This window comes from Pseudoalteromonas aquimarina (genome assembly GCF_049257255.1).
In the GTDB taxonomy this organism is placed as follows: Bacteria; Pseudomonadota; Gammaproteobacteria; order Enterobacterales; family Alteromonadaceae; genus Pseudoalteromonas.
In genome coordinates this window covers 345,207-371,280 of record NZ_JBMMUG010000003.1, presented here as the reverse complement: position 1 = coordinate 371,280, position 26,074 = coordinate 345,207, and the positions used below count along the sequence as shown (strand labels likewise).

Annotated in this window: 25 protein-coding genes; 5 read left to right on the top strand and 20 right to left on the bottom strand. The window is 40.9% G+C overall.

Going from position 1 to position 26,074, the window contains the following annotated elements; genetic code table 11:
• Positions 1-18: 18 nt before the first annotated feature.
• The 3 genes from AAEU29_RS09680 to AAEU29_RS09670 form a co-directional block, all read right to left on the bottom strand.
• A complete protein-coding gene (locus AAEU29_RS09680; protein ID WP_421973129.1) occupies positions 19-270 on the bottom strand; it encodes a PspC domain-containing protein in 252 nt (83 codons plus the stop codon).
• Positions 271-353: 83 nt separating this feature from the next.
• Positions 354-761, bottom strand: coding sequence for a hypothetical protein (locus tag AAEU29_RS09675; protein ID WP_421973128.1), 408 nt, complete (start codon positions 759-761; stop codon positions 354-356).
• An 81-nt stretch (positions 762-842) separates the two neighbouring features.
• Positions 843-1,337 (bottom strand): nuclear transport factor 2 family protein, encoded by a 495-nt coding sequence (locus AAEU29_RS09670; RefSeq protein WP_421973127.1) that lies wholly within the window; start codon positions 1,335-1,337, stop codon positions 843-845.
• A gap of 343 nt (positions 1,338-1,680) precedes the next feature.
• Here AAEU29_RS09670 and AAEU29_RS09665 point away from each other — a divergent pair, with 343 nt between their 5' ends.
• Entirely contained in the window at positions 1,681-1,893 is a 213-nt protein-coding gene (locus AAEU29_RS09665) for a hypothetical protein (RefSeq protein ID WP_421973126.1), read from the top strand.
• 80 nt (positions 1,894-1,973) lie between these two features.
• On the opposite strand, the gene AAEU29_RS09660 is transcribed toward AAEU29_RS09665, so the two are convergent.
• A complete protein-coding gene (locus tag AAEU29_RS09660) occupies positions 1,974-3,983 on the bottom strand; it encodes a response regulator (protein WP_421973125.1) in 2,010 nt (669 codons plus the stop codon).
• Positions 3,984-4,150: 167 nt separating this feature from the next.
• Between AAEU29_RS09660 and AAEU29_RS09655 the strand changes: the two genes are divergently transcribed.
• A complete protein-coding gene (locus AAEU29_RS09655; RefSeq protein WP_421973124.1) occupies positions 4,151-5,041 on the top strand; it encodes a gluconeogenesis factor YvcK family protein in 891 nt (296 codons plus the stop codon).
• On the opposite strand, the gene AAEU29_RS09650 is transcribed toward AAEU29_RS09655, so the two are convergent.
• Positions 5,038-5,355 (bottom strand): Hpt domain-containing protein, encoded by a 318-nt coding sequence (locus AAEU29_RS09650; protein ID WP_421973123.1) that lies wholly within the window; start codon positions 5,353-5,355, stop codon positions 5,038-5,040. The genes AAEU29_RS09655 and AAEU29_RS09650 overlap by 4 nt on opposite strands.
• Positions 5,356-5,380: 25 nt before the next feature.
• Between AAEU29_RS09650 and AAEU29_RS09645 the strand changes: the two genes are divergently transcribed.
• Entirely contained in the window at positions 5,381-6,385 is a 1,005-nt protein-coding gene (locus AAEU29_RS09645) for a glycosyltransferase family 4 protein (protein ID WP_421973122.1), read from the top strand.
• A 1-nt stretch (position 6,386) separates the two neighbouring features.
• On the opposite strand, the gene AAEU29_RS09640 is transcribed toward AAEU29_RS09645, so the two are convergent.
• The 14 genes from AAEU29_RS09640 to AAEU29_RS09575 form a co-directional block, all read right to left on the bottom strand.
• Complete coding sequence (locus AAEU29_RS09640) at positions 6,387-7,808, bottom strand: sigma-54-dependent transcriptional regulator (RefSeq protein ID WP_421973121.1); 1,422 nt, start codon at positions 7,806-7,808, stop codon at positions 6,387-6,389.
• Positions 7,809-7,845: 37 nt separating this feature from the next.
• Positions 7,846-9,315 (bottom strand): SpoIIE family protein phosphatase, encoded by a 1,470-nt coding sequence (locus tag AAEU29_RS09635; RefSeq protein WP_421973120.1) that lies wholly within the window; start codon positions 9,313-9,315, stop codon positions 7,846-7,848.
• Between the two features lie 2 nt (positions 9,316-9,317).
• Positions 9,318-10,028 carry a P-loop NTPase family protein gene (locus tag AAEU29_RS09630; protein ID WP_421973119.1) on the bottom strand — a complete coding sequence of 237 codons (711 nt, stop codon included), beginning with the start codon at positions 10,026-10,028 and terminating at the stop codon, positions 9,318-9,320.
• A complete protein-coding gene (locus tag AAEU29_RS09625; RefSeq protein WP_421973118.1) occupies positions 10,025-12,112 on the bottom strand; it encodes an SLBB domain-containing protein in 2,088 nt (695 codons plus the stop codon). The genes AAEU29_RS09630 and AAEU29_RS09625 overlap by 4 nt, the downstream gene beginning before the upstream one ends.
• A gap of 5 nt (positions 12,113-12,117) precedes the next feature.
• Positions 12,118-12,960, bottom strand: a complete 843-nt coding sequence (locus tag AAEU29_RS09620; RefSeq protein ID WP_421973117.1) for an OmpA family protein — start codon at positions 12,958-12,960, stop codon at positions 12,118-12,120.
• A gap of 16 nt (positions 12,961-12,976) precedes the next feature.
• A complete protein-coding gene (locus tag AAEU29_RS09615) occupies positions 12,977-13,303 on the bottom strand; it encodes an STAS domain-containing protein (RefSeq protein WP_274762821.1) in 327 nt (108 codons plus the stop codon).
• A gap of 148 nt (positions 13,304-13,451) precedes the next feature.
• Complete coding sequence (locus AAEU29_RS09610) at positions 13,452-15,245, bottom strand: sugar transferase (RefSeq protein ID WP_421973116.1); 1,794 nt, start codon at positions 15,243-15,245, stop codon at positions 13,452-13,454.
• A gap of 9 nt (positions 15,246-15,254) precedes the next feature.
• Positions 15,255-16,331 (bottom strand): glycosyltransferase, encoded by a 1,077-nt coding sequence (locus AAEU29_RS09605; RefSeq protein WP_421973115.1) that lies wholly within the window; start codon positions 16,329-16,331, stop codon positions 15,255-15,257.
• Positions 16,328-17,809, bottom strand: coding sequence for a GumC family protein (locus AAEU29_RS09600; RefSeq protein WP_421973114.1), 1,482 nt, complete (start codon positions 17,807-17,809; stop codon positions 16,328-16,330). The genes AAEU29_RS09605 and AAEU29_RS09600 overlap by 4 nt, the downstream gene beginning before the upstream one ends.
• Positions 17,810-18,036: 227 nt before the next feature.
• Entirely contained in the window at positions 18,037-19,146 is a 1,110-nt protein-coding gene (locus AAEU29_RS09595) for a glycosyltransferase (protein ID WP_421973113.1), read from the bottom strand.
• 9 nt (positions 19,147-19,155) lie between these two features.
• A complete protein-coding gene (locus AAEU29_RS09590; RefSeq protein WP_421973112.1) occupies positions 19,156-19,857 on the bottom strand; it encodes an acyltransferase in 702 nt (233 codons plus the stop codon).
• Positions 19,847-21,244 carry an O-antigen ligase family protein gene (locus AAEU29_RS09585; protein WP_421973111.1) on the bottom strand — a complete coding sequence of 466 codons (1,398 nt, stop codon included), beginning with the start codon at positions 21,242-21,244 and terminating at the stop codon, positions 19,847-19,849. The genes AAEU29_RS09590 and AAEU29_RS09585 overlap by 11 nt, the downstream gene beginning before the upstream one ends.
• Positions 21,231-22,610 carry a lipopolysaccharide biosynthesis protein gene (locus tag AAEU29_RS09580; RefSeq protein WP_421973110.1) on the bottom strand — a complete coding sequence of 460 codons (1,380 nt, stop codon included), beginning with the start codon at positions 22,608-22,610 and terminating at the stop codon, positions 21,231-21,233. Before AAEU29_RS09580 ends, AAEU29_RS09585 begins: the two co-directional genes overlap by 14 nt.
• Positions 22,600-23,763, bottom strand: a complete 1,164-nt coding sequence (locus AAEU29_RS09575; protein WP_421973109.1) for a glycosyltransferase — start codon at positions 23,761-23,763, stop codon at positions 22,600-22,602. Before AAEU29_RS09575 ends, AAEU29_RS09580 begins: the two co-directional genes overlap by 11 nt.
• A gap of 200 nt (positions 23,764-23,963) precedes the next feature.
• Here AAEU29_RS09575 and AAEU29_RS09570 point away from each other — a divergent pair, with 200 nt between their 5' ends.
• Together AAEU29_RS09570 and AAEU29_RS09565 are read left to right on the top strand one after the other, a co-directional pair.
• Positions 23,964-24,911, top strand: a complete 948-nt coding sequence (locus AAEU29_RS09570) for a glycosyltransferase family 2 protein (protein WP_421973108.1) — start codon at positions 23,964-23,966, stop codon at positions 24,909-24,911.
• Positions 24,912-24,947: 36 nt separating this feature from the next.
• A complete protein-coding gene (locus tag AAEU29_RS09565; protein ID WP_421973107.1) occupies positions 24,948-25,373 on the top strand; it encodes a response regulator in 426 nt (141 codons plus the stop codon).
• Between the two features lie 28 nt (positions 25,374-25,401).
• Here the strand turns inward: AAEU29_RS09565 and AAEU29_RS09560 are convergent, their stop codons facing one another.
• Entirely contained in the window at positions 25,402-26,016 is a 615-nt protein-coding gene (locus tag AAEU29_RS09560; RefSeq protein WP_421973106.1) for a flavin reductase family protein, read from the bottom strand.
• Between the last annotated feature and the right edge of the window lie 58 nt (positions 26,017-26,074).

The following is a 26,074-nucleotide window of genomic DNA, read 5'->3' as shown; positions in this document are numbered from 1 at the left end:
AGCAAAGCTTAATTCAAGTTACAATTTTTTTGCCATTGCTTTTCGTCTTAAGTGGCGTGCCATCGCCTGGGTAGAAGGGTATTTAGGTAGAATCATCCACAGCACAAGATAAATTAAAACTGGGAACACTAAAATCAGGCTCGTAAATACAAACGCGAGGCGAAGACCATTTTTTCTAACGTTGTAATAATCAGCTAACCCAGAGCATACCCCAGCGATTAAACCTGACTCGCCACGAGTTAACACTTTTCCTTGAATTTCATCTTGCATATTAATTCCTTTTAATCTTCTTTTCTCTAATAAAAACCAACCAGAGTAATTTACAATAAATTAACTTTATTGGCAAAAACACATCAAGCGTTTTTGATATTTAGCCCAATCACAACATCTTTATAATGCAGCCAGATTTTAAAATATAACAGTGCAAACGTAACCTCTGTCACTATGGCAAGCAAAATACCAATACTGGCAGTGCCACTTAGGTACTCAAAAATACCTAATAGAGCTAACCCTAACATCGAGATAGCTATGCTTAAGCAAATCGCCTGACGAGCGTTTGAATGGGCCGTATTTCGAGCGCACCAAGTTAATATCGACAACCCTAAAAATAGCATCGCAGTTCTTCGACCAATAAAGATGCCCGCATTTTCCTTTTCTATGCCAAATAGCATAAACAAAATGTCTGGATGAATGATTAATACAAAGCATAACAACATCGCTACAAATGATGTGCAGACACTAATACATTTAAAACTAATCATATTCTTCCTTGAATAACCCAGTTTAAAAACGAAGAAAAGACAGAAGCTATTTCATCTTAATAGCTAAGCTAAACGTGATATCTAAAACATCGTATTGGTATTTTTAGCGGTTTTTGGAACCGGCTGACCAACACCCCAATGCTCTGCTAATTTTCCTTCTTCCATACGGAAAATATGGATTACTGCTGCACCAAGCGAATCAGGTGTACGTTTAACATGTAAATGCATCCAAACAAGATCACCTTCAGATGCGGTACGTTTTACTGACATAGATAATTTGGGGTATTTTTCATAGCGTTTTGCAAAAACCGCTAATACGGCTTCTCGACCATCTTCCATGTGTGGCGAATGTTGAATATAGTTTTCAGCGAAACAGTCATCACGCAATATGTTAAGGCGCTCTGTTGCTGCCATATCAGGGCGATTTTCCAGAATTTCCATACAGTACAGCGCTTTTTTCAAATTAGCTTGTTCTAATTCGCTTTGTTGGGTTTGTTTTGCTTGAAGGTTTGGAATAAAAAGCAAAGCACATAGAGCGCTCATCATGGTTCTTACGGCAAAGAGTTTGAAATTCATTTATATCCCTTAAATCAATTTATTAATGTAAAGACTGAGGCTTTTATAGCATGCCCTTACAAAGCTGGCCTCTATCACATTAATTTATAATCATATTTTTAACACCTTAACAGTGATGCACTTACTTTACAATGTGGCTAAGAAGGTAATTACTGCAAAGTTCTACTGTTCGTTATATGACTTTTTAAACTTTATAAAGAAGACAAAATAATTTGCATTTTGCAACGCAAATTTCAGCGTCAGCCCATTTGAATTATCAATTATTTCACGATTTCAGTCAGTTACGTTTGGTTCAATATTTGCTGTATTCATAATGAAATAAGTACACAAGTGGAGATGTATTATGCATGACGGTAAACAACAATTTTCAATCGATCAAAAGTTACAAGCAATGAGACCATTTATTGATTTAGAACTGTTTAATCGTTCTATTGATTATCGTCGCAAAGTGATTTTTAGTTTTAAACAACAAGAGCGCATGTTACAGCAACTCAAAGAAGAGTTTGCAGAGCCGTGCGTACGTGAAGATTATGATTGTGTTTTGGGTTACAACTAATGCGTAACTTACAGTCAACTCTGTTAGTTTAAGCAATTCGCAAGAACCAACAGAGTTGATTTTATTTTCTCCAAATAACTTTAAGTCCTAAACAAAGCTTTTATTTTTTCATCTAACAATGCACTGTTAAGCGGTTTTGTTAAAACATCTAACATGCCTGCATTTAAGCATTTCGTTTTATCAGCCAGACCTGCATTTGCGGTTAAAGCAATAATGGGAGGCGCCATTTCACCGAGTTCATTTCGAATTGTACGTGCTGCAGTAACGCCATCCATTACCGGCATTACCATGTCCATTAACACAAGATCAAACTGCGTTTCTTTTACCGCGGCAACGGCCTTTTCACCATTATCAGCAAGTGCAACAGTGTGATTTCGTTTTTCTAAAATGGCTTTAATTATAAATTGATTGGCTGGGTTATCTTCAGCCACCAAAATCCGGTAGCTCGGATTATCAATTGCTTTGGTTGCACCACCCGTGCTGTTTGACGAAACGATTTCAATCTCGAGCGGAATGGCCACAGAAAACTCCGTACCCACGCCAATCTCACTATGGCATTCTATTTTTCCTTTCATTAATTCAAGTAAACGTTTGGTAATACTTAAACCTAAGCCAACTCCTTGCTGACGACCCACTTGTTTATCGTGTAATTGAGAAAATGGTTCAAACAGCGTATCGATTTGGCTCTGCTCTATACCAATACCGCTATCTTTTACTGAAATTAATAGTTCGGTATCGCTGCGGTTTACCGCAAGGCAAACCTCCCCCTCTAAAGTAAATTTAAAGGCATTACCCAGCAAATTAAGTAGCACTTGTGACAAGCGCACACCATCGGTATTAATTTGCTCCGGCACCCCATTCCCTAAAATAGCCTTGAAATGAATGCCTTTTTTAAGCGCTTGCGTTTCAAATTGTTGAACTAAGTTTTTTATTAATTTATGCAAATTAACATTACTATTTTCAAGCGCTAAAGTGCCCGACTCAATTTTGGCAAAGTCGAGAGTATCGCTAATAACGCCTTGTAACAGCTGGGCACTGCCACGCATAAAATCAATTAATTCTCGCTGTTTGTCATTGGGATTCGTATCTTCTAGTAGTTCTAAAATACCTAAAATGGCATTCATTGGTGTGCGAATTTCATGTGACATCACAGCCAAAAAATGTGATTTTGCGGTATTTGCACTTTCGGCTTTTTCTTTTGCCGCCTTTAAATCAGACTCGCGTTGCTTTGCGAAACTAATGTCTTTGGCGATCCCCAAATAACCTGCAAAGCTCCCATCAGCATTGTATTTAGCCTTACCACTAATTGAAATCCACACCCTGTGCCCTTGGTTATCAATTGCTTCAAATTCAAAATCTAGAATCTCATGGTGTTGCCGTACAAGGTGTAAAAAGTGCTCCCACTTTTTAAATTGCGTGCTCTCGCTATCACTGCGAATATTAAGCGGACTTTTATGTAAAAAATGAGCAAAATTACTGGGTTTACTTTGTTCGGTAAATGATAGATAGGTAAAGCACATGCTTTCATCGGTTTCCCAAAACCAATCCGAAGCCAGCTCAGCATACGCTTGAAAGCGTTGTTGGCTTTGCGTTAACGCATAAGTGCGATCGAGCAACATTTGCGATGTTTGATGTTGCTGATCAAGTTGAATAAACGCCTGACGAAACACACTCACAGTTGCCAGCAAATTACTTTCAAGCTGGGCACTATCCACCTTACTATTTGCTAAAAATAAGATGTACATACCTCGTCGCTCAGCAAAGTTATTCGCTACAAGCGCAATTTTTTGCTCTTGTTGCGGTAATTGCCAATCTGCGGGTAATACATTGCTGCTAACCACCATGACGTTATTTTCAAACACGCGTTCCATCAAGCTATTTGAGTGTAATAAACACACCCCAGATAACGGCTCAAATGTGCTAGCTAAAGCACACAGTTGTTGATGATCTTGGGTTAAAATCAGCATATCTGAAAATGTGGCAATAGGTTTAAGCCCAAGTTGCAATTTTACCAGTACCTCTGATGCATTTTTACTGCTGATCAGATCCTCAACTAGTTGCAACATAGCATTAGCACTAAGTCTTTCCATGACACCTCTTCGCGACATTTCACAAATAATAAAAATAAGTTTAGCGAATGTCCCTGCAAGCTGCATTGCAAAATGCGAATTAAATGCCTAAATACGCTATTTTTGCGACTTTCATCTTGGTACATAACTTGAATCAGTAGCTATAACAAACTAGCTGAGGGCGAATTATGAATATAGTGTGTATTGGCGGAGGTCATGGCCTGTCGCAAGTATTAAGTGCTTTAAAAAATATGCCGTGTTCGCTGACAGCGATTGTAACAACTACGGATAACGGCGGAAGTACTGGCCGACTTCGTCAAGACCCAAGTCAGATAGCGCTTGGTGATATTCGTCGCTGTGTTAGCGCACTTGCCAATCAAGACCATATGCTTGCAGTATTAAGCGAGCAGCGCTTTGAATTAGAAAACGATTTAAAAGGGCACAGTTTCGGCAATATTTTACTCAGCGCACTGTGCCAAATTACTCACAACGCCAACGATGCCGTAAAAATATTCTCTGCAATGTTAGGCGTTAAACACACTATTTTGCCAATGGCCAATTCACCCGTGGATTTAATTGCCACTACCGAATCAGGCGAAACCATTTTTGGTGAATGCAATGTAGATGCGCTCTCAAGTTTTCCAAGCGATTTAAGTTTGTCTAAACAAGTGATTGCAAATCAACAAGCGATAGAGGCTATTTACTCTGCTGATTTAATCTTACTTGGCCCAGGTAGTTTGCTCACCAGTGTCATGCCACCATTATTGCTCAGCGATATTCGTAGTGCATTATGTCGCACGGCTGGTTGCCGCATTTTTATTGAAAATTTAGCACCTGAGCACAACGCGGTTGATCAACTCGCCGCAAGCGAACAGCTCGCCAAAGCAATGGATATTTTAGGGTATAAATTTTTTGATGTGTGTCTGACACCTGACGCACTTGAAGCAATGGATTTACGTGCCATAGAAAAAGAGCAGTCAACTGATAAGCACAATAAATCTCAGCTTAAACATATTATTGAGCAGTTGTTACCAAACACGAGTGATCACACAACAAATGTGAGTGCAAAAGTGCATTAAGGTGAAGGTAAAGCAGCCATAGTCGCTTGGTGTATTTCGCTTAGTAATGCACGTTCGTTAAAGAAGCTGGCATCGTTATTTTTTGCCAATGTCTCTAATGTTTCGGCTAGTGCACCCAGTTGATCTGCGCCATAAGAGCGGGCACAACTTTTAAGGCTATGACTCAAACGAATGCACTCTTCATCAAGTGACGTACAGGCCAATAATTGCTCGGTTAGTTTTGTGGCTTCTTTAGCAAAAACGGCAAATAGTTGGGCAAGCACCTCTTTGCCAACATCAGCTTCCAGTTGTTTTATGGTTGTTTGATTAAACATAGTGTTCCTTGTCGAGGAGATAAATATGCGAAATCTAGTACTCTTTTTAGATTCTAGCCTATTTGGCGGCATTGAATCGCACATTGTTGAATTAGTTAAATTGATGCAGTCACAAAAGGTGCCCGTGTCGGTGCTTTTTTACCAAGATCACCAAAATCGACAGCTTTATGATTTATTAAACGTGCTTAACTGTCCTTTTCAATGTTTAAATGGCAAAGCGCTCGATTTATTTCACTATCTCAAACAAAATGATACTTGTGTTGTGCATACCCATGGCTACAAAGCGGGCATCATTGGCAGGCTTACATGTAAAATCACCGGTCATACTTGTATCTCTACCTACCATGCAGGTGAAAAAGGCGCTGGCAGAATACGGGTGTATAATTGGCTTGATCACATCACGAGTCGTTTTTCACAAAATTTAGTTGTCGCAGAGCAGCTCACAAATAAAGTTAAAAACAGTCAGTTTCTTGCAAACTTTATTGTGCCTAACAACCCGCAACAAAAATTACCTGAAAAGCAGCTCAACATTGCGTTTGTTGGTCGCTTATCGTATGAAAAAGCACCGGATCGTTTTATAAAACTAGCAACACATTTTCAACACCAAGAACGACTGACATTTCACCTTTACGGAGATGGCCCAATGGCGACAGAATTAAAAAAATCAGCCGCTAGCAACACCATTTTTCATGGTCATCAAACCAATAATGCACTTTGGCAAGAAATTGATATTTTGGTTATTTGCTCGCGCGAAGAAGGGCTGCCTATGGTATTACTTGAAGCAATTGATAATAAAATTCTATGTGTTGCCAATGCTGTGGGCGCAATTGGGACAGTTATCAATAATAATCAAACGGGATTATTAACCGATGATCAGTCGCATCATGCATTAGTAACTAAGATTAAAACCGTATTATTTATGAGCCAACAAGAGCGCAATTATCTGGTGAAAAATGCCACCAGCCAATTGCATCGTTTTTACGCAGGCAAAGCGCAATACGTACAATTGAGCAAGCTCTATTTTAGCTAAGTTAATATGCTTGCTCGGCCATTTGCTCCCACGTTTTCATTTTGCGGTAAATGGTTGAAGGGCTGATATCTAATAGCGCTGCGGCCTTGGGCACATTGTCATTACAAGCCGCTATGGCTTTTTCAATATAGCGTTTTTCCACAATCCATAGCGGCTCTATATCCGAGCTACGCAATAAATTGGTTGTCTCGATACTAGGTGAAGCGCTGTACACAGGCGTTGCTGCTTGTGTTGCCATTACCGGCTCATGGGGCATATTACTTTGCGGAAACGGCGGAAACATCTGCTTTTCAATCCAAGGCGTGTTGTTAAGTACCACGGTATTGCGGATCATATTTTCTAATTGGCGCACATTTCCAGGCCAGCTGTAGGTCATTAGATGGTGTTTTGCATCTTCGCTTAAACCATCAAACGTTTGCCCTTCCTCGCTTGCAATACGCGAGAACAGCGCTTCTGCAATTTGGATTACATCGCGACCACGTTGGCGAAGCGGCGGCAACTGTACTGGGATCACATATAAGCGGTAGTATAAATCTTCTCTAAAACGCCCTGCTTGCACTTCTAACCAAGGATCGCGATTAGTAGCACAAACAAAACGCACATCTACTTGTTGTTGTTGCTCACTACCTACTTTTTGAAAACACCCAGTTTGAATAAAGCGCAGTAATTTGCTTTGCAGATTTAAATCCATTTCACACAGTTCATCAAGAAACAGCGTACCACCATCGGCCATGCCTGCAGCCCCTTCACGGCTATTGGTTGCACCCGTAAATGCCCCTTTTACATGACCAAAAATTTCACTTTCAATTAAATCTTTAGGAATGGCAGCGCAGTTAATGGCAATAAATGGTTTTTTGTTGCGATCGCTGCATTGGTGGATTGCCCGTGCACAAAGCTCTTTACCTGTGCCACTTTCCCCAGTAATAAACACCGTCGCTTTGCTGTTTGCTGCGTTACTAATGATTTGATAAACCGACTGCATGGGTGCCGAGCTGCCTATTAGCTCACAAAAACGGCCATTTTCGTAGCGAGATTGGTATTTTTCGACCGTTTCACTCAGAGAGTTAAGTTTTAATGCGTTATTGACTGTGATGCGAAATCGCTCAGCATCAACTGGCTTTTCGATAAAATCAGCTGCACCATAACGAATGGCATCCACCGCCATTTCTTTACTCGCATGAGCTGTTAATACCACCACTTTGGGGCGATCATTGACTGGCAGCTGAGCCAAAATGTCCATGCCACTCATATCTGGTAGCATTACATCAAGCATAATCAGATCAGGTTTGTTGTTTGCCAAATAATCAAGTGCCTCTTGCCCTGTAAAAGCAATATCACTGTGCATGCCTGTTGGGATCAGGTATGACTGATACAAAAGAGCAAGTGATTCGGTATCTTCAACAATTAAGATCTTATTCGGCATAGGCAACCTCCTGATCACATTTAACAATTTCCTTATTCTAATTAAGTACCAGGAGAGACGAATCGTCAATTTCTTTTGACAATCTTGGTAAACATTTATGCCAAAGTTGGCCACCATCAAATACTGTTTTGCTATCTGGGCAACTAGGTATCATGCGCAGCAACTGAGTTAACTCGTCGCATTCATCATGATTTTCAAATAACCCATCCGTTGCTAACAACAAGGTTTCATCCGGATTTAAAGTGATTTGTTCACTTTGGTAGTCGGTGTGAGATGCCAAACCCAATAAAGCTTGCGCACAGCCAATGCTGCGCGGGGGATGATTTGCTGATAGCACAAGCGGCAGAGGGTGCCCGGCATTAATAAAACGAATTGTGCGCCCACTCACTTCTAATACAATAAAAGTGACTAAGCTTTTTTGCATAAAGTCTTGCTGTATTAAGGTTGTGGCAAAATGATTAACAAACTGTTCAAGCGAAACATAAGGCGCTTGAAATAACCCCTTTAAAAACCCTTTAAGTTGAAGCGCTACCCGATTTGCCGCTTCGCCATGCCCCATCACATCACCAAAAAATAAAAGCGTGCGCTCACCCTCTTGAAAATGCACAAGCACATCGCCCCCTCTGCCTGTTGCAACATTGCCAAAAGCGCATGCAGTAAGCGAGTGATTTGCAAAAACCGTATTTTGGTAATCGCTGTGATTATTTACCTGTGGCAAAGCGCGCGTCACACAGCGGCTTTTAACTCGCTCACAAACGATTTCTAGTTGCTGCTTACTGACCGGTTTTACCAAATAATCATCAACCCCACTCAAATGTGCCTTTAGCATGGTTTCGCGGCTACCATCACCGGAAATCACCACTATACCAATATTATTAAGATGATCTAATTGCTTAATGTTAGAGATAAATTCATCTGCCAACATGACATTTAAGTTCATATCAATCAGCAACAAATCCACATTATGACCGGTTAAGTATTGGTACGCTTGGTGTTCGTCAACAAATGCATGGCATTCATAGTCGCGCTCTAGATACGCTTTAACAAGCTGTAAACTGGCATTGTCATCATCAATGATCACTACGCGGTTTTTTACTTTTTTAAGAGGTAAAGCAAAACTAAAATGGTTTTTTCCATCTTTAGTAAAATAACGAAAACCCGGAAAATAATGAGCAATTAAGGCAAGCCCCATTCCGCCTTCTCGTAATTGGCCGTCGGCTAAATCAGTATTGCGATCACTTGAAAGGGTCGGGTGAAAATAGTTTGTTGGGTCAACTAATTCAATATTGATATCGTTTAAGGTACGTCCGATTACTAATGTCACTGCTTCATCTTCCCCTTCGCTGTGGCGAATTAAATTAGTAAGGTATTCAGTGACTACTAATCCAGTATTGTCGATGGCGTCGCTTTCGACATCTAACTTAGCAAGCAAGGTTAATAGAATTTCCCTTACCGAATGTAAGGAAGACCACATTAGATTAAAGCGACGATAAAACAAGACATTCATAGTTACACTCCATGAAACAACCAATGCTGCTTATTCACAAAATTTATCAAACGATGTTTTAGTTTTGGCAATTTATAACACCGTTTGTTTATGCTCTCGATTAATCGCTCGCCTAGCGGTAGCATAAACATTTGACTAACCACAATTTCGTAGCGTTTACAGTTTGCCTGTTTTAGCTCGCTTACCACTGTATCGAGTGTTTCTTGCGTGGTTTTGCCAAGCGCAATATCGAGTAAGAGTAAATCCGTCACTGAGAGCAATAAATGCAATGGAAAATTCGCGTGGTTCTTTTTACAAATTGGCGACATATCAAACAAAATATAGTCGAACTCTTGCTTCAGCATCAAAATTGCCATGCCAAACACGTCTTTTTCTCTGACTAGTGCTAAGTCTTGTAATTGGGTAATACTTAAAAAGTAAAAATCATCAATGGCTTGCGCATTAAGTTGGCAGCTAATATCACCAAAAGACCACTTAGCTAGTGCATTAGGCATACTCACCAAATCATTGCCTGACATCGGATTACAGGTATTTAAATCAATCACCAGCACACGTTCATTGCGACCACTTAGACGCTTTGCCACACTAATGGCTAAAGAAGTTGCCCCTGCATGCCCGTTAGGTGAAGCAAACGCTATACAACGTGAGTTTTCACTATTGATTGCTTCAAATATCACTTCAAGCTCTTGATACTGTTTTGGAATAATTTTCATAAGCTTATCGCCAGTGCAATTACAGTTAAGATATCAACCAATGAGCTTTTTGCACGTTGGGTAAAGTCTTGACCTTGATCTGGAATGTATACCGTATCGCCCGCACGCAATAACGGAATATTGGCTGAGTTTGGCTGCTTGATAAATTTTTCTAAATCAAAGAGACGCGATTGCTCTTTGCAACAGCCGTGATTAATCACCACAATTTTGCTGATCAGCGCTTCGGATGTTGGTCCACCTGCTTCTGCTAATACATCAAGCAGTGTCATTGAATCGTCAAAGCTATAGCGACCAGGTTGTTTAATTGCTCCCATAATACGTACGACTTGCTCTTTTGGTTGGCGCAACCAGTCTTTACTTTTCTCTGGCACAAAAATGGTATCGCCCGGTAAAACGCGTGGGAACATTGTTTCATCGCCTGTTTCAAAATACAGCGCTAAGTTCAGTTTGCTCACACGAGACTGTGTACCATTACGATGTGTAATACGAATATTACGTAAGTCTGCATCATCTGTTGGGCCATCAGCTGCTGAAATAATGTCTAAGAAATGAAGCGATTTATCAAATGCATAGCGACCTGGCGCACCGACCTGACCAAGCACATAAATCGAGCTTTTAGCATCTTGGCGCACCCATTGTGATTTATTATCTTTCGGGTCGTGAGGTAACTCTTCAACAATAATGGTATCGCCCGCGATAATCGTTGGTAGTGGGTAGTTATCACCGTCACTGTTAGCATATTCATCTAAACTAAAGCGCTGTAATAACTGACCTTGACGAATAATCTTAATGTCGTTGACATTAGCGCCTTTAGTTGGGCCGCCTGCATGTGCAAATAAGTCAGTAAAATCCATCTCGTCGCTCCACTCATAGCGGCCAGGATGATGAATCGCCCCCATAATTTTAACTGCACGCGTTGGCGCGACTTTTAGCCAGCTCTTTTCGTTTAAATCGGTTTTCTCTGGCACAAAAATCACATCGCCTGGGGCAATTTTAGGAATTGAAACAGTGCTATAACCTTCACTGTAAGCTTGTAAGTCAAATAGCACGTTATTACCAGCAGGCGTTAAAATTTTAATTTGGCGTGTTTCTGCAAAGCGCGTTGGGCCACCTGCATTGGCCAAAATATCGAGAAAACCAATGTCATTGCTTGCTTCATAGGCACCCGGCTTTTGCACTTCGCCCATGATGTAAACGGTTCTTGCTGTGGTATTTACATCATCCACCATAATCGGCACAAAAATTGTGGTACCTGCACCAATTTTTGGCAGTAAGCTGGTATCACCAGAATCTAAATATTGTTTTAAATCGAAGATGGTAGGCTGATTATTTTGAATTACACGAATTTTAGTTACATCAGCATAACGGGTAACACCCTCAGCACGCATTAGAGCATCGATAATGTTCATATCAGGTTTGTATGAAAAACTGCCTGGACTGTGTAATTCACCAAATAATGTCACTGCTTGGCCTTGGCCGTCTGCATCGCCTGCACTTGAGAGTGTCTGAGCATCAAAATCAATTTGCACATTGCCAAGTAACGGTGACACTGGCACAAACACGGTATCGCCAGAGCGCAATTGCGGTAATAAACTGACATCACCACTATCGAGATACGCTTTGTAGTCGAACGTGGTAATGGTGTCGTCACGGCGGATCTGTAGCTTATTAAGTTGCGCACCAGGTTTAATTCCGTCAGCTTTTGCAATCACCATTTGAATATTACCATTGGCCGGAATACTGACCTGTGACGGATTATTCACATAACCAAGTACAGTCACCAGTAAATCACGCGAGCGCACTTCTAAGTAAAATTTCCCAAGCGCTTTATAAACCCCTGCCAACTTCATTTTTACTTCGGCTTCAGCACGCTTAGGTGTTTTACCCGCCAATTTCACTTTGCCGATTTCAGGCAGTTCTACAAAACCTTTGTCATCTACTTCAAATGTGTTTTCAAATTCTGCTTCGCCTGGCACATTAAAAAAGACTTTATTACCCACTTCAATCACCGCGTCATCAACGCTATCGTTGGCAAAGCTTGCGCTAACAAATAGTAAGAATGTAAGGAAAATTATGTATTTCATGATGCTTACTCCTTATCTTCCAGTGCGCTTGTCCACTCACTCAGCGGTTTTACTTTTGTAAGCTCTGCTGCTTTTGATGAGGTGGCTAAGATGTAGGCATTTACGCGGCGATCTGAAAGCTGTTTTGGTGCACTTTCAGCTTCATTCGAAAATGGGATTTGTGCGCCTTGCGCCAACGTGTTTACTTGTTCAGGATTGACGCCATACAGCGTCAACCAACTTTTAACACTTTCCGCCCGTTTGTAAGCCAGTTCAAAGTTACTGATTTTGTCACCTTTAATGTCAGTATGACCGACAAGTAACACCTGAGTTTGTGGCGACATTTTAAGTAGCTCTGCACTTTGCGCTAAACGTACGCGATACTTCGGCGTAACTTCAAAGCTATCAAAGGCAAACTGATTATCGCTATTAAGCAAGTTTTCAAGCTTGCCTACCAATTTTGAATCATCAGTTTTGTCTTCCGTGCCGCAATGTGTGGTACTTATCACCCGTTCAAAATGATTCTCAAGCTGATGTAGCTGATGGTAAAAAGTGCGCAAATCGAGTTGTGCTTCTGAGTACATTTCAGCCGATATCGTGCGATTAATACGGGTGAGCATTAACTCCGCTTGGTAAAGTTGACCTGGCATACAATGTTTAATGCCACGACTTTTCAACCAATCGAGTTTTAGCGATAAATGTTCAAACTCGTTCATAACTTGAAAAGGTGCAGCATTTTCAAACCCATTTGTAGTGCGAGGTGCATCAGGGTGATATAACTCTGCCCAGCCGCCACGGCCTTCTTCAGGCCAAGTAGAGCAACCAGTACAGATGCTAATTACACATGCGAGGGGCAGTAACTTTTCCATGGCGGCGATTCCTTATTTAAGCGGCAGGTTCTGACTGCACAAATGGAATGGTGGCATCAACGCGAAGTAGCTTCATTAGCTTTTCAGGTTGACCTGCAACATCTAGCAGCAGCATAGATACACCACGCTGTTCAATGCGCTTAAATAAGAACACCATGGCACCAATACCAGAAGAGTCGATAAATTCAGTATTACTAAAATCCAGCACTACCGAATCGTGTTGGGTAGCGGCAAAGCATTCAAAGTGCTCGCGATATTTATCGACATTTAAGCCAGAAAAATCATGAGGAAGCTCAACAATTAGTGTGTTGTTTTGCTCTTTTGTAGGTAGTAGGTTGTTCATAATCCAATCCTCTTTTGAGACTATGACTAATAACAACCAAATACGATGCCAAAATTAAATAGCTTTAATTTCAGACATTTAAGTTTTAACAAAAACAAAAAGTAGCAAAATGCAACAAACCTTTAGCGACTTGTTGCATTTTGCAATGCTATTGCCCTTTACCTAAAACGACCACTTTGATGGTTTTAAATACGATATCAAACTCCATCGCAATCCAAGTTGAAAAACGGGTCATTGACAGTACATAAGAATAATCCCAAGCAATTTTATTTCTTACGTCTTCCACACTTTCATCATAGCCATTCATTACCTGAGCGAGGCCAGAAATGCCTGGTTTAATACCGTAAGTACGTTGAATAAAATAGGGAATTTCACTTTCTAATTTACTGTAAAAACTAGGGCGTTCCGGACGCGGACCAATCAACGACATATCACCCCACAGCACATTCCAAAACTGAGGTAATTCATCAATGCGCGTTTTTCTTAAAAAGCGGCCAACTCTAGTAATACGCGGGTCATTACCTTGTGCCCAAACCGCTCCTGTGGCTTTTTCAGCATCAAAACGCATAGTACGCAGTTTATAAACATAAATAAGTTCGGTTTTATCTTCGTTAATACGACCAACACGTAATTGCTTATAAATCACACCACCTTTCGAATCGAGTTTAATCGCAATCGCAGCCACGAGCATTATGGGACTAAAAAGTACAAGTCCCACCAGCGCACCAACAAAGTCCACACAACGTTTGCAAATCGCAATATAAGGAATATGGGCTTTTACATGAGCAACGCGACGCCAAGGTGTGTTATAGCGAGACAGAGTTAAAATACCTATCAGTGCAGCAAAATAGCTCGAAACAAGGTAGTTAAACGCATCAAGAATTGGCAATTTTAAACGCCATTTAAAAACCGATTTAACAACACCAATGAGATTAATACTAAGGGCGCTCGCGATAAGCACTTGCGCTAATAAATCCCCTTTCACAGCGAGTAACATCAGGGCACAAAAACCAACAAACAGCAGTATTGGCATAACCCCACGTAGCACCTTATTTGATATAAAACATAACCATTGACCTTTGTTAAAGCCTTTTGCTGCTGTAAAAATAGTATTGAGTTGTTGCCAGTTACCAGCCCCAATGCGCACTCGACGTTTAAAGTCTTGCTTTGAGCTATCTGCTTCGCGCTCTATGATTGAGATAGACTCGTTAAAGCCCGCGTAATGGCCTTTATCGATTGCAGATACGACTTGCACAAAGTCATCATTGATGGTTTTAGCTGCCAGTTTTATTACTGCTTCTGAGCGCATCGCAAACATAGCGCCAGCAAAGCCGTTAACTGCGCCTAATTGTCCTTCCAGTTTGCGAATAGCATTTTGATATTGCCAGTACTTATCAAGGCTTTCATGGGCATCACTGTTTGGCAGGTAATTACCAGAGACAGCAACTATTTCCTTATTTTGCAAAGACATAGCCACTTGCTCTAAGCAGTCTACGCTCATTAATGCACTTACATCGGTAAATACCACAATGTCATACTCACTGCGATATTTTGCAATCAGGTAGTTTAGTGCATTCACTTTACCTGCATTCACTTTGATTTCGTCATAAGTGCAGTAGATAAATTGATCATGCAAATGGCGACTTACCCGTTTAACAACCAAAGAGGTGCTATCGGTGCAGCCATCGCCAACAATATGAATACCCATTTTGTCGTTCGGATAAAGCTGCGAAGCTAAGTTATGTAACTTTTCTTCTATAAATTCAGCTTCATTGTAAGCTGCAATAAACACCCCAATAGACGGCGTTTCACGATGACTTAGCTTAGCCTCTGAAACTGCTTTTACAGGCTGTTTTGCCGCAATAAATGCCAATAATCGCGGGTATAGCAAGTGATGGTAAATAAATACAATTGCAATCGATATAAAAATAAACCAAAGCATAATCAACTCCTACACCAATGCATGTTGATAGATTCTGTTGTAGCGTTCCGCCATCACTTTAAGCGTTGCTTGTGCTAACGCGTAATGACGAATATCCATGCCATAATTAAGTTTTAACGCTTTTAATAAGCTTGGTGCCAACAAACATTCGTCTCCTAGCGGTAATACAAAGCCAAGTTTGTCGTTAACTACTTCACTAATGCCACCAACGTCGCTTGCCACCACAGGACGGTTACATGCCATTGCTTCTAAAATAGATAATGGCAAACCTTCGCGCTCTGAATACAAACAAAACACATCAATTGCGGAGTAAAACGTTGGCATATGGTTGACACAACCTAACCAGTGAACCCTTTCTGAAACACCTAATTGCGCAGCATACGCTTTCATTTCTGCAAGCTGACTGCCGCTCCCTGCAAATACCATATGGATTTTATAGGGTAAGGTGGTTAACGTACGCAGCATGGCTTTATGACCTTTGCCATCTTCCACTCTTGCTGCACAGCCAACTAAGGTGCAGTTATTCGGTAACCCCAATTTTATACGGGCTAAATAACGGGATGATGGTGTAAAGTAATCTGTATCAATACCATTATGAACAACATGCTTTGGAGTCACATTCGCTTTTGCTTTTGCTACTTGTGCAACGGCTTTTGCATCAGCAACAATAGTAATTGGGGTTAATTTATCGATTAACTTTGTGAACATGCGATATTTAAAATCAGTTAAGTACCACGCATCATGTAAGGTATGGATATGCTGTATTTTGGGACGCATCATTTTCACCAAGCTACCGTAAAGCATCGGCCCAATATGATGACTATGAATAACTTTTATGTGGTAGCGATCTATAAGTGCTACCAGTTTTTTTACTATTTTCCAGTCCATGCCGTTGGATTTATTTAAACAGTAAAAATTGTCTAGCTCAGAAAGCTCTGGCCATGACCGAATAGCTCCTTTTTTAGTTCCCTCTAACGCCACTAAAAACATTTTTGAATCTTCCAATTCACTGCAACATAGGCCAAACGCCATTTTCTCGAGTCCGCCAATAAATGGGTGCTGAATTAGCTGTATGATGTTATTCATAGTGCCTCCGATGAGTCGATGTGATGTACAGAAACATCATTCACAATAGGTAATTTTGTCAGTACACGTTGCCCCGAAATGGCTTCAATAGTGCCTTCGTCGCGAACGCGCATGTCGGTGATCATGGCTACAAATGTCAGTGCCGCCGCGCTAAATAAACCAAGTACAATACCAAGTAAAATGCTCACACCAAGCGATTGGTTAATTGGCGTGGTTGGGCTGTAAGCGCGTTCAATGGTTTTAACTTTGTCTGGCCCTTCATAACGCACTAATTGCCCAGTGACTTTCGACATCTCATAACGTTCTAACATTTCAGAGTAGAGTGTTTGTTTCACCTGGTAGTCACGTTGTAATTGGCGCAGCGCCTTATCAATTTCGCTGGAACTAGACAAACGAGTAGACACCACCGAGAGCTGCTCACTGAGCATCTCTAGCTCATTATTAAATTGCGCAACGCGATTTTCGGCTTCTTCTAACGTGATCAGCTGCGCGACCAGTAGTGCGCTGTCTTTTGCGTTTGCGCCAAGTGGTAAACTGTTAGCTATCTGCCAAAGCGAATCTAGATCAGCTTCTTCAAAAGGCTGCGATTGCGATTCCATTTCAGCTTTTTGCGTTTTAAAGGTTTCTAGTTCGCGAAGTTTTGCTTGTACTTTACTGTGTTGATCGGTGTAGCGAGTTCGCAGTAATGCAATGTCCGACTCAATACGCATAATGCTATCTACTAAACGCCCTTTAACTGGATTGGCTTTCGCAAGTTGCTTTTTAAGCGTTGCAAGACGGGCTTTAGCACCGCTTAAATCCACCAACTTTTGCTGTTTCTCTTGCTCTAAACGCGCCAACGTATCTTGGTTTACGTTGAGTAACTCTGGTAGTGCTGCCCGATTATCGCGCTTAAATTTTGCCAGCTTGTCTTCGGCAAGTTCTAATTGAACACGCATTTCTTCAAGCTGATTTTTCAAAAAGACTTCGGAGGTATCGAGTGAGGCTTTGGTTGGCGCAAGTAAGCGTTCGATAAATTTTTCTACCAAGGCTTCAAGCACAGGTTTCATTTCTTCACGCTTTGTCCATTTAAAATGAATACGCACCAGCTCATCACCAACTAACGAAATTGAAATAGCACTTGCCAATTTTTGCTGCATTTTTTCAACTTCAAGTTGGTTATTTAAGTCTTTTACCAAACCCACTTCTTTCACGACTTCGGTTAAATTTTTACGGCTTAACACTAAGGTGCGTAACGCATCCATACGAGCGGACAGTTCGAACGAGAATTCCAATTCATCTAAAAACGGGTTAAGTAATGCCGATTCTTCTATCAAAATGGTGGCGTGGTTGGTGTATTGTTTTTCACTGTTAAGGGCAATACCAATCACCGCGATTGGCACAATGATCATAGGAAGCGCAATCAGCTGCCAACGCTCGTACATAGTGTACAACGCGAGGTAAATAAGCTTTTTAATTTGCGCAATCGTAAAAACCATTTCCAATCCTATTTCGCAAATTGCAACGCAATTTAGCGATTTTTGCTGTCAAAATGTGAAAAACACCGTTTTTTCACGCATCTAATAGGAATATCGCAAGTTCGAAGCCAACTCTTCGTCGATTAGCTAAAAGAAAATTCAAATTGCATGTTTTTATGATGCGAACAGATTGAAATGGGATAGGAGAAAGTTGTAACCAAGCTAAAAAAATAAGCGCTAAATAGCGCTTATACGAGTTGCTCCATAACAAAGGCGGCTTTTTGCTGCCAACTGTGTTTTTCGACAAGCTGCTGAGAGTAAGTTCGCCAGTCTAAAAATGGATTTTTAGAAATCACCATGGCATGGTCGACCCTCGCAATAAAACCAACATGATCACGGGCAATTAATACCGCGTCTTTATAACGCTCTACTGCTGGGAAATGACTAGACACAATGGGTTTACCTGCTGCTAAATATTCTTTTAATTTTAATGGATTACACGCCTTAATTTGGCCGTTAAATAAAAATGGTAACAGCGATACTTGCCAGTGCTGTGAAAAACTTGCCAGTTGATGATGTGCCATCTGTTCAATATAGGTTACGTTTGGCAAAGCAATTAATGCGCTAATATCAATATGCGCCTTGCCAATCAGCACTAAATTATAATGCGGGCGTGCCTTGGCAAGTTTTATTAGTAAATCGACATCCAACCATTCAGATAACGAGCCATAAAAACCGACTATATTATCTAGCTGATTAAGCTGACTATTGCGTTTTTTTAACTCGCTAAAAAGAGCATAATCAACGCCATGTTCAAGCATTAGAGTTTTGTGTTTTGGCATTTTATCAAGCAGCACTTTACTGACGACAAAAATATTATGTGCTTGATGAATCAGACGAAGTTCACTTTCTTTGATCAATTCAGGATCCACACCTGCAAGGTTCGAAAAATCGTCACCACAATAATAAATTAGGCTATCTTGTGGGCGCAGTTGGATCATATTGATAGCGGTTGGCACACTTACCCAATAAACAATGGGTTCTGATGAGGATAAATCGATTTGTTTAGCGATTTGCTGTTTATTAAATTCGCGCACCCACTTTCTATCATGCCAAGGTAAAATCAGCGGATTGCGGGCATCTACTGGTACTTTGTCCGTTGGCGTTTTACTGCGATTTAACAGCATTAATTTCAATTTGCCAAACACTCGTTTTACATCATTAAAATTAAATTTAGGTTTGCGCATGCCAACAGAATTAAACCAAGTGACATCGTATTGCTCGGCAATCACTTTAAAAATATGTTGGGTGCTACTTGGATGGCGAGCCCAGTCTTCTGCGAATACGACAAATTTCATGTTGCCTCCCTAGCTTACTTGCTTGATGATTTTCGCAGGATTCCCTGCTACTAAAGAAAAATCGGGCACATCTTTGGTAACAACAGCATTTGCTGCCACAATTGCCCCTTGCCCTACTGTAACGCCAGCCAGTACGGTTGCGCCTGTGCCGATCCAGGCGCCTTGTTTAATAATGATATCGCCGGCTTGCTCAGGTAAATCAGGTTTGCCTTTTGCGCGTTCAGCGCAGTTAAGTGGGTGCCCTGGAAAACCCGCTAAAAACACCTTTCCTGCAAGGCGTACATCATCATGAAGTTCTATACGCGTGCCTACCGAAAAAGCATTTTGCCAACCAACATCAACATTATTGCCAATCACCAATTGCGCCATTTTTTCAGGGTTATAACGGGCACAAAATGTTGCAATGCCTGACATTCTGACATCATCGCCAACGGTTATTGCTAAAGCGCCGAGTACTTGCGGCATACCGCATTGCAGCGTTAAACGTTTTTTTGAGCCGCTGAGTTGGCTTTTAAACATGGGCGTGAAATAAAAAAACTGAAGCGCTTTTTGCCAGATATTTTTAATGCTGTGATGAACAACAAACAGTACTTTGTAAAGCACTGGGATCACCGGCATTTCGATATGTTTAAATGCATAAAAACTGCTACGGCAAAATTTACCAAACCCAGTGTCACTGCTTTTTACCCAATTTTTCATATCAGCTATCATGGTTAACCTCCACATGCGATTTACTGGTGAGTTGCAGCATTCGTTCCAACGCAATACTAAGCGAAAGCACAATATAGATTGGCCATGTAAACGCTTGCGTTAAAAAGGTGCCAGAGACGACAAAGCCTATTAATCCTGCCTTTAAAGCTTGTACATTGACCAGCAGATTGGGCTCTATGCAATACTTAACAAGTGACCCACTGCGTTTTAAGGTGCGATAAATCGTCGCGATAAGCGTTGCAAAAAGCGAAATTCCGACAAAACCAGTTTCACCTAATACTTGAAACCAGGTACTGTGTACTGCGTGATTTTTGCCATCCCAATGTGGGCTATAAAAGAAATAATTCACATAGAAGTTATTAACCCCAACACCGGTAAGTGGATTTGAGAGCGCCATATTAATTGCGGCTTGCCAAGCATAAATCCGCCCCATTGCTGATTCATCAACCCCACTTTCGGCAGCGCCACCACTTTGCCTATCGCTTATGCCAGCAGCCACTAGCAACACACTTAATCCCATTACTAAAATAGAAATCAACACCACTGGGTTTTTAACCGTGCGCGCAAGAAAATAAGCAATAATCGCCATTACGCCTAACAAGCCGCCTCTGCTTTGAGTCGCGATAATGCCGTACACCACTAAACATAAACCTAAAAATGCCAGTCCACGGAACACCGGTTTACTTTCTTTGTTAAATAATTCGGCACAGAAAAATGACACAGGGAACAGCAGTACTAAAGAGAGGTCGTTTGGGTCACCAATTTGCGACTGTAAATGACGTGAAATTGTAACTCGAGTACCTTCCACCAAGCCGATACCTTGCAACTTGTTGGATACAGCAACTGAGGCTATTAGAGCACCACTACACATGATCCCAACTCGAGCGATAATAAAAGCCCGGGGCGTATTTACCCACCAACTGATAACAAATACCATAATCAACACTTTACTTAAGGTTGAACTCCAATATTCAATTGCCATGCCGCGATTTGTCGCCATCATTACGCACAGTGTTAACCAGGCAAAAAAGAATAAAAATGCACTATGAGCAGGGTGCCAAAATGGTGTGAGCTTTTTGCTTAACACCAAGTGCCATACGATGCCAAACAAAGATGCCAAGGCCAGTAATTTAGGAATTTTTAATGGCATTAATACTGGAAAGGCTTCGTGAATACGAAAATAACTAAACAGAATAAATAAAATGACAAAGATCACGCTATAACGCACTGTAAAAAAGAGAGCAAACGGTAACAGAAGTAGTGCAAATGGTGCCGCGGGGCCTGCAATCTTAAAAAGCGCAATCACAGTAATACTCACCAATAACCCAAACGTTGTCAGCTTAAACGGTGATATAAAAGCATCTTGGTGTGGATTAAGAGTATTCATATTTACCTCCCGTTTTAGTTAACTGGTGGGTAAATAGCACCTTAACAGCGCAAAGAGCAGCAACTCCTAATAACAGGGCATTTTGCCAAACTGATTCTGCCAGCACTAATTGCATTACCAGCAAACTAAACGCGACGACGACAAAACTCAGTTGATAGGGTAAATGGGCAATACGTTGGCTTATCAGATAAAAACTAAAAAAGCGTAATGTATGCGCTAATATCAAGCCTGCAAACACCCCATTAATTCCCCACTTAGCAGTAGTAGATGCAATGTTCACAAGGGCAATTAGTGCACATACGCCATTAATAAGTGGTACGAAAACAGTATTTTTATCAAGGTAACACCCTAAATTAAGCAGCTCTGCATAAGTTTTGATCACCAAAATCACACACAAAATTGCAATATATTCACTGCTTGCATGGTAGTTACTAGGTAATAACCACTGAATAATAAAGGGGGCAAATATCATCATGCACAATGCAAGTAACGTGATGATAAAGCACCCCATAACAGCCCCTCTCGCTGCTAATTCTGGATTGGCATAAAAACGCTTAAAACGCAGTGGAAACCACCATAAACGAAAAGGCTCAAATGCCAGTGATAACGCCAATGAAAATTGCGTTGCAATAAAATAATACGCAAGCTGAGACTCGCCTAACGTACCGACAATAAACCAGTTCTCAGCACCACCTAAGCCATAAAGAAACAATGCTGAAAGTGCAATATAAGCGCCATAACGCAAGTGCTTACGTGAGAGAAAAGGTGCTTTGATTAACAACACATGGCTATGTAATACCACTAAGCTTGAAGTCACCACAAAAGTGGTAATACACCCGCTGAGTAATACCCCAAAAATACCCAAGTTAAACGATAGCAGCATATATGTGAGCACTGCTTGCGCTGTCCCTTGGCATAATGCCACCAGCATATAAGGCTTGGACTGCTGCAAAATCCGGTAACGGGTTAAGTAAATAGCTTGTACTGAACTGAGCGCTAAATTTGTCATCAGTACAATAAAATGGTGTTTTTCAATCGTTATTGGCAATAGGCTTAGCCATATATCTGCTGCCAAAATCGCAAGTGCTAAGAAAACGCCACTTGCCAAAAAGGTAAACTTAATGCCTCGGGCAATAAATGATTCTAGTTGGGAACAAGGAATTTTAGCCGTAAATTGAAACAGCATTTCTGCCATACCAAAGCCAAGAAAAATACTTAGCATCGCGCCAATGCTGACAAGAAAATTTAACGTACCGTAACTTTCGGGGGGTAAAAAGCGCGTTACTATCGGCAGCATCAGCAAGCTTATGCCCTTTAAGCCAGCAATCGCTAACGTGTAGTGAATAAATGGCGTATTAATTTTCATACGCCACCTGTTCAATTAAATAAGAGAGTTTCAAACCCTGTTTGCGAGCATTAAAGTGTGCTTGTACACGATTGCGCGCCGCCAAACGCATTTTACTGCGCTCGGCTTCTGGCAATTGGCAGAATGTTAAAATGGCCTTTTTTAGCGCTGCGCTGTCTTTACTCGGTACTGTGTAACCACAGCTTTCATCTACAATTTCGGTGCAGCCCATAATATTTGTAGTGATGGTTGGTAACCCCATCGCCATTGCTTCTTTTAACACCACAGGGCCGGTATCTTTGTCACCATTCTCAGCAATGCAAAACGGCGCTATAAAGGCATCGTACTCTTTTGAAAGCGTTATAATTTCGTGAGAATCGCGTTGACCTAAAAAACGTACCCATTTGTTAAGGTGTAAATAATTCACACTGGCAACTAATGATGCGAGCTTAGGACCGCTGCCGACAATATCAAGCTGTGGCCTTTGTGGTGCAGGAATATCCGCTAATGCTTGAAGCGCAAATTCAATACCCTTTTTATCCACTAACCTACCAACAAACAGTAACTTAACTTGATGATTGCCTGGTGATTTGTGATGCGTAAACTTAGTTACATCGACACCACAGTGAAGCAAATGGACCGAGTGCGTTTTAATATTTTGCAGCAAGTGAAACATATCTTGGCAAACAGCCACATTAAAATCACAAAATGCCAGTTTAGCGTTAAGATCGTTGGCATTAACGTACACATCGTGGCCATGGCCTACACTTGATACCCCAATACCTGCGTATTTTGCAGCCACAATGCCATAGGCCAAACTACTGTGCATAAAATGGCAGTGAATATGTGAGATCTGCTGTTTTTTAATCAGGTAGTTAATTTGAAGACCAAAATAAAGCAGTGATAAGTTGCGTATCGCATGCTGACTTGATGCCGCCTTATAAGCATTTACAGCCCCTTGTACAGTGGTGCACCATAACCCTTTAAGTGTAGTTGTAATGCGCTCGCGTTTTAGTTCGAACACTTCGAAATCAAATTGGTTAGCATGAGCTAAGTGCTCCATCGTTATTACACTCACTTTGTGACCCGCAGCTCTAAGTGCTTCTATTTCAGTAATCACAAAGGTTTCAGATGGAACCGGAAACTGCGGGACATAAATTGCAATATGTTTCATGGTGCTCTCCTAACAAAGTCGATACACCTCTATCGCAATCTTTATGCCGACAAAAATCAGCATTGAATCACGCAATTTTTACCGATTTGCAATTGTTCCGTTGCATTTTGCAAAGCAAATTTGCTTTTTAACCCTTATTTGCTGCTTTTTGCCTCGGCATACACCTTGCGTATTTACTTTATCACTCGGAGGAATTTGCTATGTGTAAAGAAGTTTCGATTATTATGCCTAATTACAACTGTTTGGCTTACTTGCCAAAAGCCATCGATAGTGTATTACAGCAACAAGATGTGCGTTTTGAATTAATTGTTGTCGACGATGGTTCTACCGATGGTTCGCTTGAATGGTTGTTACAAGCTGAAAAAAAATACAATCAATTGCGAGTTATCACTCAGCCAAACTTAGGGGTGATTGCTGCGCGCAATCGTGCAATCAAAAAAGCGAATAGTCAGTTTATTGCTTTTCTTGATGCCGATGATTATTGGTACCCAAGTAAATTACGCAAACAAGTAGACTTTATGTTGGCTAACCGCAATTGCGGCCTAACATTTACCAACTACCAGCATGTGGATATGCAGTATCAAAATATTATCGATTGCTTTTCTTATTGGCCCGAGTTCAAAAAGTACCGCGATGCAAATAACACCAATTATCAACTGTTAGCAAACGCTCTTAACTTATTGCTGATTGCCAACGTTATCGGTACTTCCTGTGTAATGGTAAACAAAGAAATTATTGAACGTGCAGGCGGGTTTGATCCAAGCCTTCGCAGCGCCAGTGATTGGGATTGCTGGCTGCGCATTGCACTTATTAGTGAGATTGGTTTTTGTGAGGACATTACAATGGATTACCTAATGCGTCCAAATTCTATCACGGCAAATAAACAAAACCGTATTGATGCCATGGCCGAGATCACCGAACGCATTTGCACACTTGGTAATGTAGAGCCAACGACGCGTCGCAAAGCAAATGCACGACTGCTTGAATCTTATGGCGAGATGCACCGTGAAGATGGTGATTTATCTACAGCCATTTCATTTTCTTACAAAGCATTTAAAGAGTATCCGCATAAGCGCCATTTAAAGCATTTATGCTCTGATTTAAAACGGCTCGCCATTTTGCGCGTAAATGCATTATGCCAAGTTTAAAAAAGTGTTTTATTATTAATAGGAAAGGAGTGATATATGCAACATATTTTACTGGTTGATGATGAGCCGGAAGTAACTAACGCAATCGCTCGTTTACTGCGTAAGGACTATACCATTACAAAATGCAGTGAACCTGAAAACGCGCTTGAGATTGTGAAGCAAAATGACATTGATTTAGTACTGTCTGATATTCGTATGCCAGTAATGGATGGTGTTGAGTTGTTATCACAAATAAAAGGGTATAATCCGAGTATAGGGCGTGTATTACTCTCTGGTTACTCCGATATGGAGCTTTGCCAACGTGCAATTAGTGATGACATTGCAGCCATTATTTTAACCAAACCTTGGGATAATTTTGAACTTAAAAACGTACTGAAATTAGTACTTAATGTTAGGCAGTTACAAAAAGAAAATACCGAGCTTAAGCAAAAGTTTAATCAGCTTAGTCTTGAATCACAGTGAGCATTTGAAGGCTCACTGTGCATTTTATTTATTCAGGGCGTTCGATACCAAATGCTGACGTTATGCCCGAATATTCTCCGCCACCTAAACGCGCTAACGGGTTTACTTTATCGGCATTCACCTTAATGCGGTTTTTTGCATCAAGTGATACTACGTCATCACCGATATACAAGGTTTTAATTTCAACAAACACTAAAGTTTGCGGCACATCGCCAATTTCTTTGATCTCATAAAGCTCACAGCCATAAGCAATATTACACCCGGCCACACGCGGCATAGCAAAGCCGTCAAAATCGCTTAATGCAATATTATTGATAGCAACTTCTGACTCGCCATGATCAAGCGTCGCAGCCGTTTGCGTTACCAAATTAGCATCATCTTTAGATGCAATATGGATCACGCACTGGCGCGTTTCAATAATGTTTTTAACCGTATCTTTTACTTCACCTGATGGTTTTTTGCCGACTGAGAACATCATCAAAGGGGGGCTACTTGAAACCGCCGTAAAATAAGAAAATGGCGCTAAATTATAATTAGCTTCGCCAGAATCTGTCATAACCCAAGCTATTGGGCGCGGAATAATTGTTTGCGTCATTAAATGATAAATTTGCGTCGGCGAAAAATCAGAAAAATTAAGATTCATAACAAAGCTTTATAAAATAAGAATTGAGGCAAATAGTAGCATATTCATGCGCCTAAAA

Bases quoted from the DNA above. Each gene is read 5' to 3' on its own strand.
- AAEU29_RS09610 (WP_421973116.1), bottom strand. From the start codon at position 15,245: ATGCTTTGGTTTATTTTTATATCGATTGCAATTGTATTTATTTACCAT.
- AAEU29_RS09680 (WP_421973129.1), bottom strand. From the start codon at position 270: ATGCAAGATGAAATTCAAGGAAAAGTGTTAACTCGTGGCGAGTCAGGT.
- AAEU29_RS09600 (WP_421973114.1), bottom strand. From the start codon at position 17,809: ATGGTTTTTACGATTGCGCAAATTAAAAAGCTTATTTACCTCGCGTTG.
- AAEU29_RS09570 (WP_421973108.1), top strand. From the start codon at position 23,964: ATGTGTAAAGAAGTTTCGATTATTATGCCTAATTACAACTGTTTGGCT.
- AAEU29_RS09560 (WP_421973106.1), bottom strand. From the start codon at position 26,016: ATGAATCTTAATTTTTCTGATTTTTCGCCGACGCAAATTTATCATTTA.
- AAEU29_RS09645 (WP_421973122.1), top strand. From the start codon at position 5,381: ATGCGAAATCTAGTACTCTTTTTAGATTCTAGCCTATTTGGCGGCATT.
- AAEU29_RS09660 (WP_421973125.1), bottom strand. From the start codon at position 3,983: ATGGAAAGACTTAGTGCTAATGCTATGTTGCAACTAGTTGAGGATCTG.
- AAEU29_RS09670 (WP_421973127.1), bottom strand. From the start codon at position 1,337: ATGAATTTCAAACTCTTTGCCGTAAGAACCATGATGAGCGCTCTATGT.
- AAEU29_RS09590 (WP_421973112.1), bottom strand. From the start codon at position 19,857: ATGATAGCTGATATGAAAAATTGGGTAAAAAGCAGTGACACTGGGTTT.
- AAEU29_RS09575 (WP_421973109.1), bottom strand. From the start codon at position 23,763: ATGAAACATATTGCAATTTATGTCCCGCAGTTTCCGGTTCCATCTGAA.
- AAEU29_RS09655 (WP_421973124.1), top strand. From the start codon at position 4,151: ATGAATATAGTGTGTATTGGCGGAGGTCATGGCCTGTCGCAAGTATTA.
- AAEU29_RS09665 (WP_421973126.1), top strand. From the start codon at position 1,681: ATGCATGACGGTAAACAACAATTTTCAATCGATCAAAAGTTACAAGCA.
- AAEU29_RS09615 (WP_274762821.1), bottom strand. From the start codon at position 13,303: ATGAACAACCTACTACCTACAAAAGAGCAAAACAACACACTAATTGTT.
- AAEU29_RS09650 (WP_421973123.1), bottom strand. From the start codon at position 5,355: ATGTTTAATCAAACAACCATAAAACAACTGGAAGCTGATGTTGGCAAA.
- AAEU29_RS09630 (WP_421973119.1), bottom strand. From the start codon at position 10,028: ATGAAAATTATTCCAAAACAGTATCAAGAGCTTGAAGTGATATTTGAA.
- AAEU29_RS09585 (WP_421973111.1), bottom strand. From the start codon at position 21,244: ATGAATACTCTTAATCCACACCAAGATGCTTTTATATCACCGTTTAAG.
- AAEU29_RS09595 (WP_421973113.1), bottom strand. From the start codon at position 19,146: ATGAAATTTGTCGTATTCGCAGAAGACTGGGCTCGCCATCCAAGTAGC.
- AAEU29_RS09625 (WP_421973118.1), bottom strand. From the start codon at position 12,112: ATGAAATACATAATTTTCCTTACATTCTTACTATTTGTTAGCGCAAGC.
- AAEU29_RS09675 (WP_421973128.1), bottom strand. From the start codon at position 761: ATGATTAGTTTTAAATGTATTAGTGTCTGCACATCATTTGTAGCGATG.
- AAEU29_RS09620 (WP_421973117.1), bottom strand. From the start codon at position 12,960: ATGGAAAAGTTACTGCCCCTCGCATGTGTAATTAGCATCTGTACTGGT.
- AAEU29_RS09635 (WP_421973120.1), bottom strand. From the start codon at position 9,315: ATGAATGTCTTGTTTTATCGTCGCTTTAATCTAATGTGGTCTTCCTTA.
- AAEU29_RS09640 (WP_421973121.1), bottom strand. From the start codon at position 7,808: ATGCCGAATAAGATCTTAATTGTTGAAGATACCGAATCACTTGCTCTT.
- AAEU29_RS09605 (WP_421973115.1), bottom strand. From the start codon at position 16,331: ATGAATAACATCATACAGCTAATTCAGCACCCATTTATTGGCGGACTC.
- AAEU29_RS09580 (WP_421973110.1), bottom strand. From the start codon at position 22,610: ATGAAAATTAATACGCCATTTATTCACTACACGTTAGCGATTGCTGGC.
- AAEU29_RS09565 (WP_421973107.1), top strand. From the start codon at position 24,948: ATGCAACATATTTTACTGGTTGATGATGAGCCGGAAGTAACTAACGCA.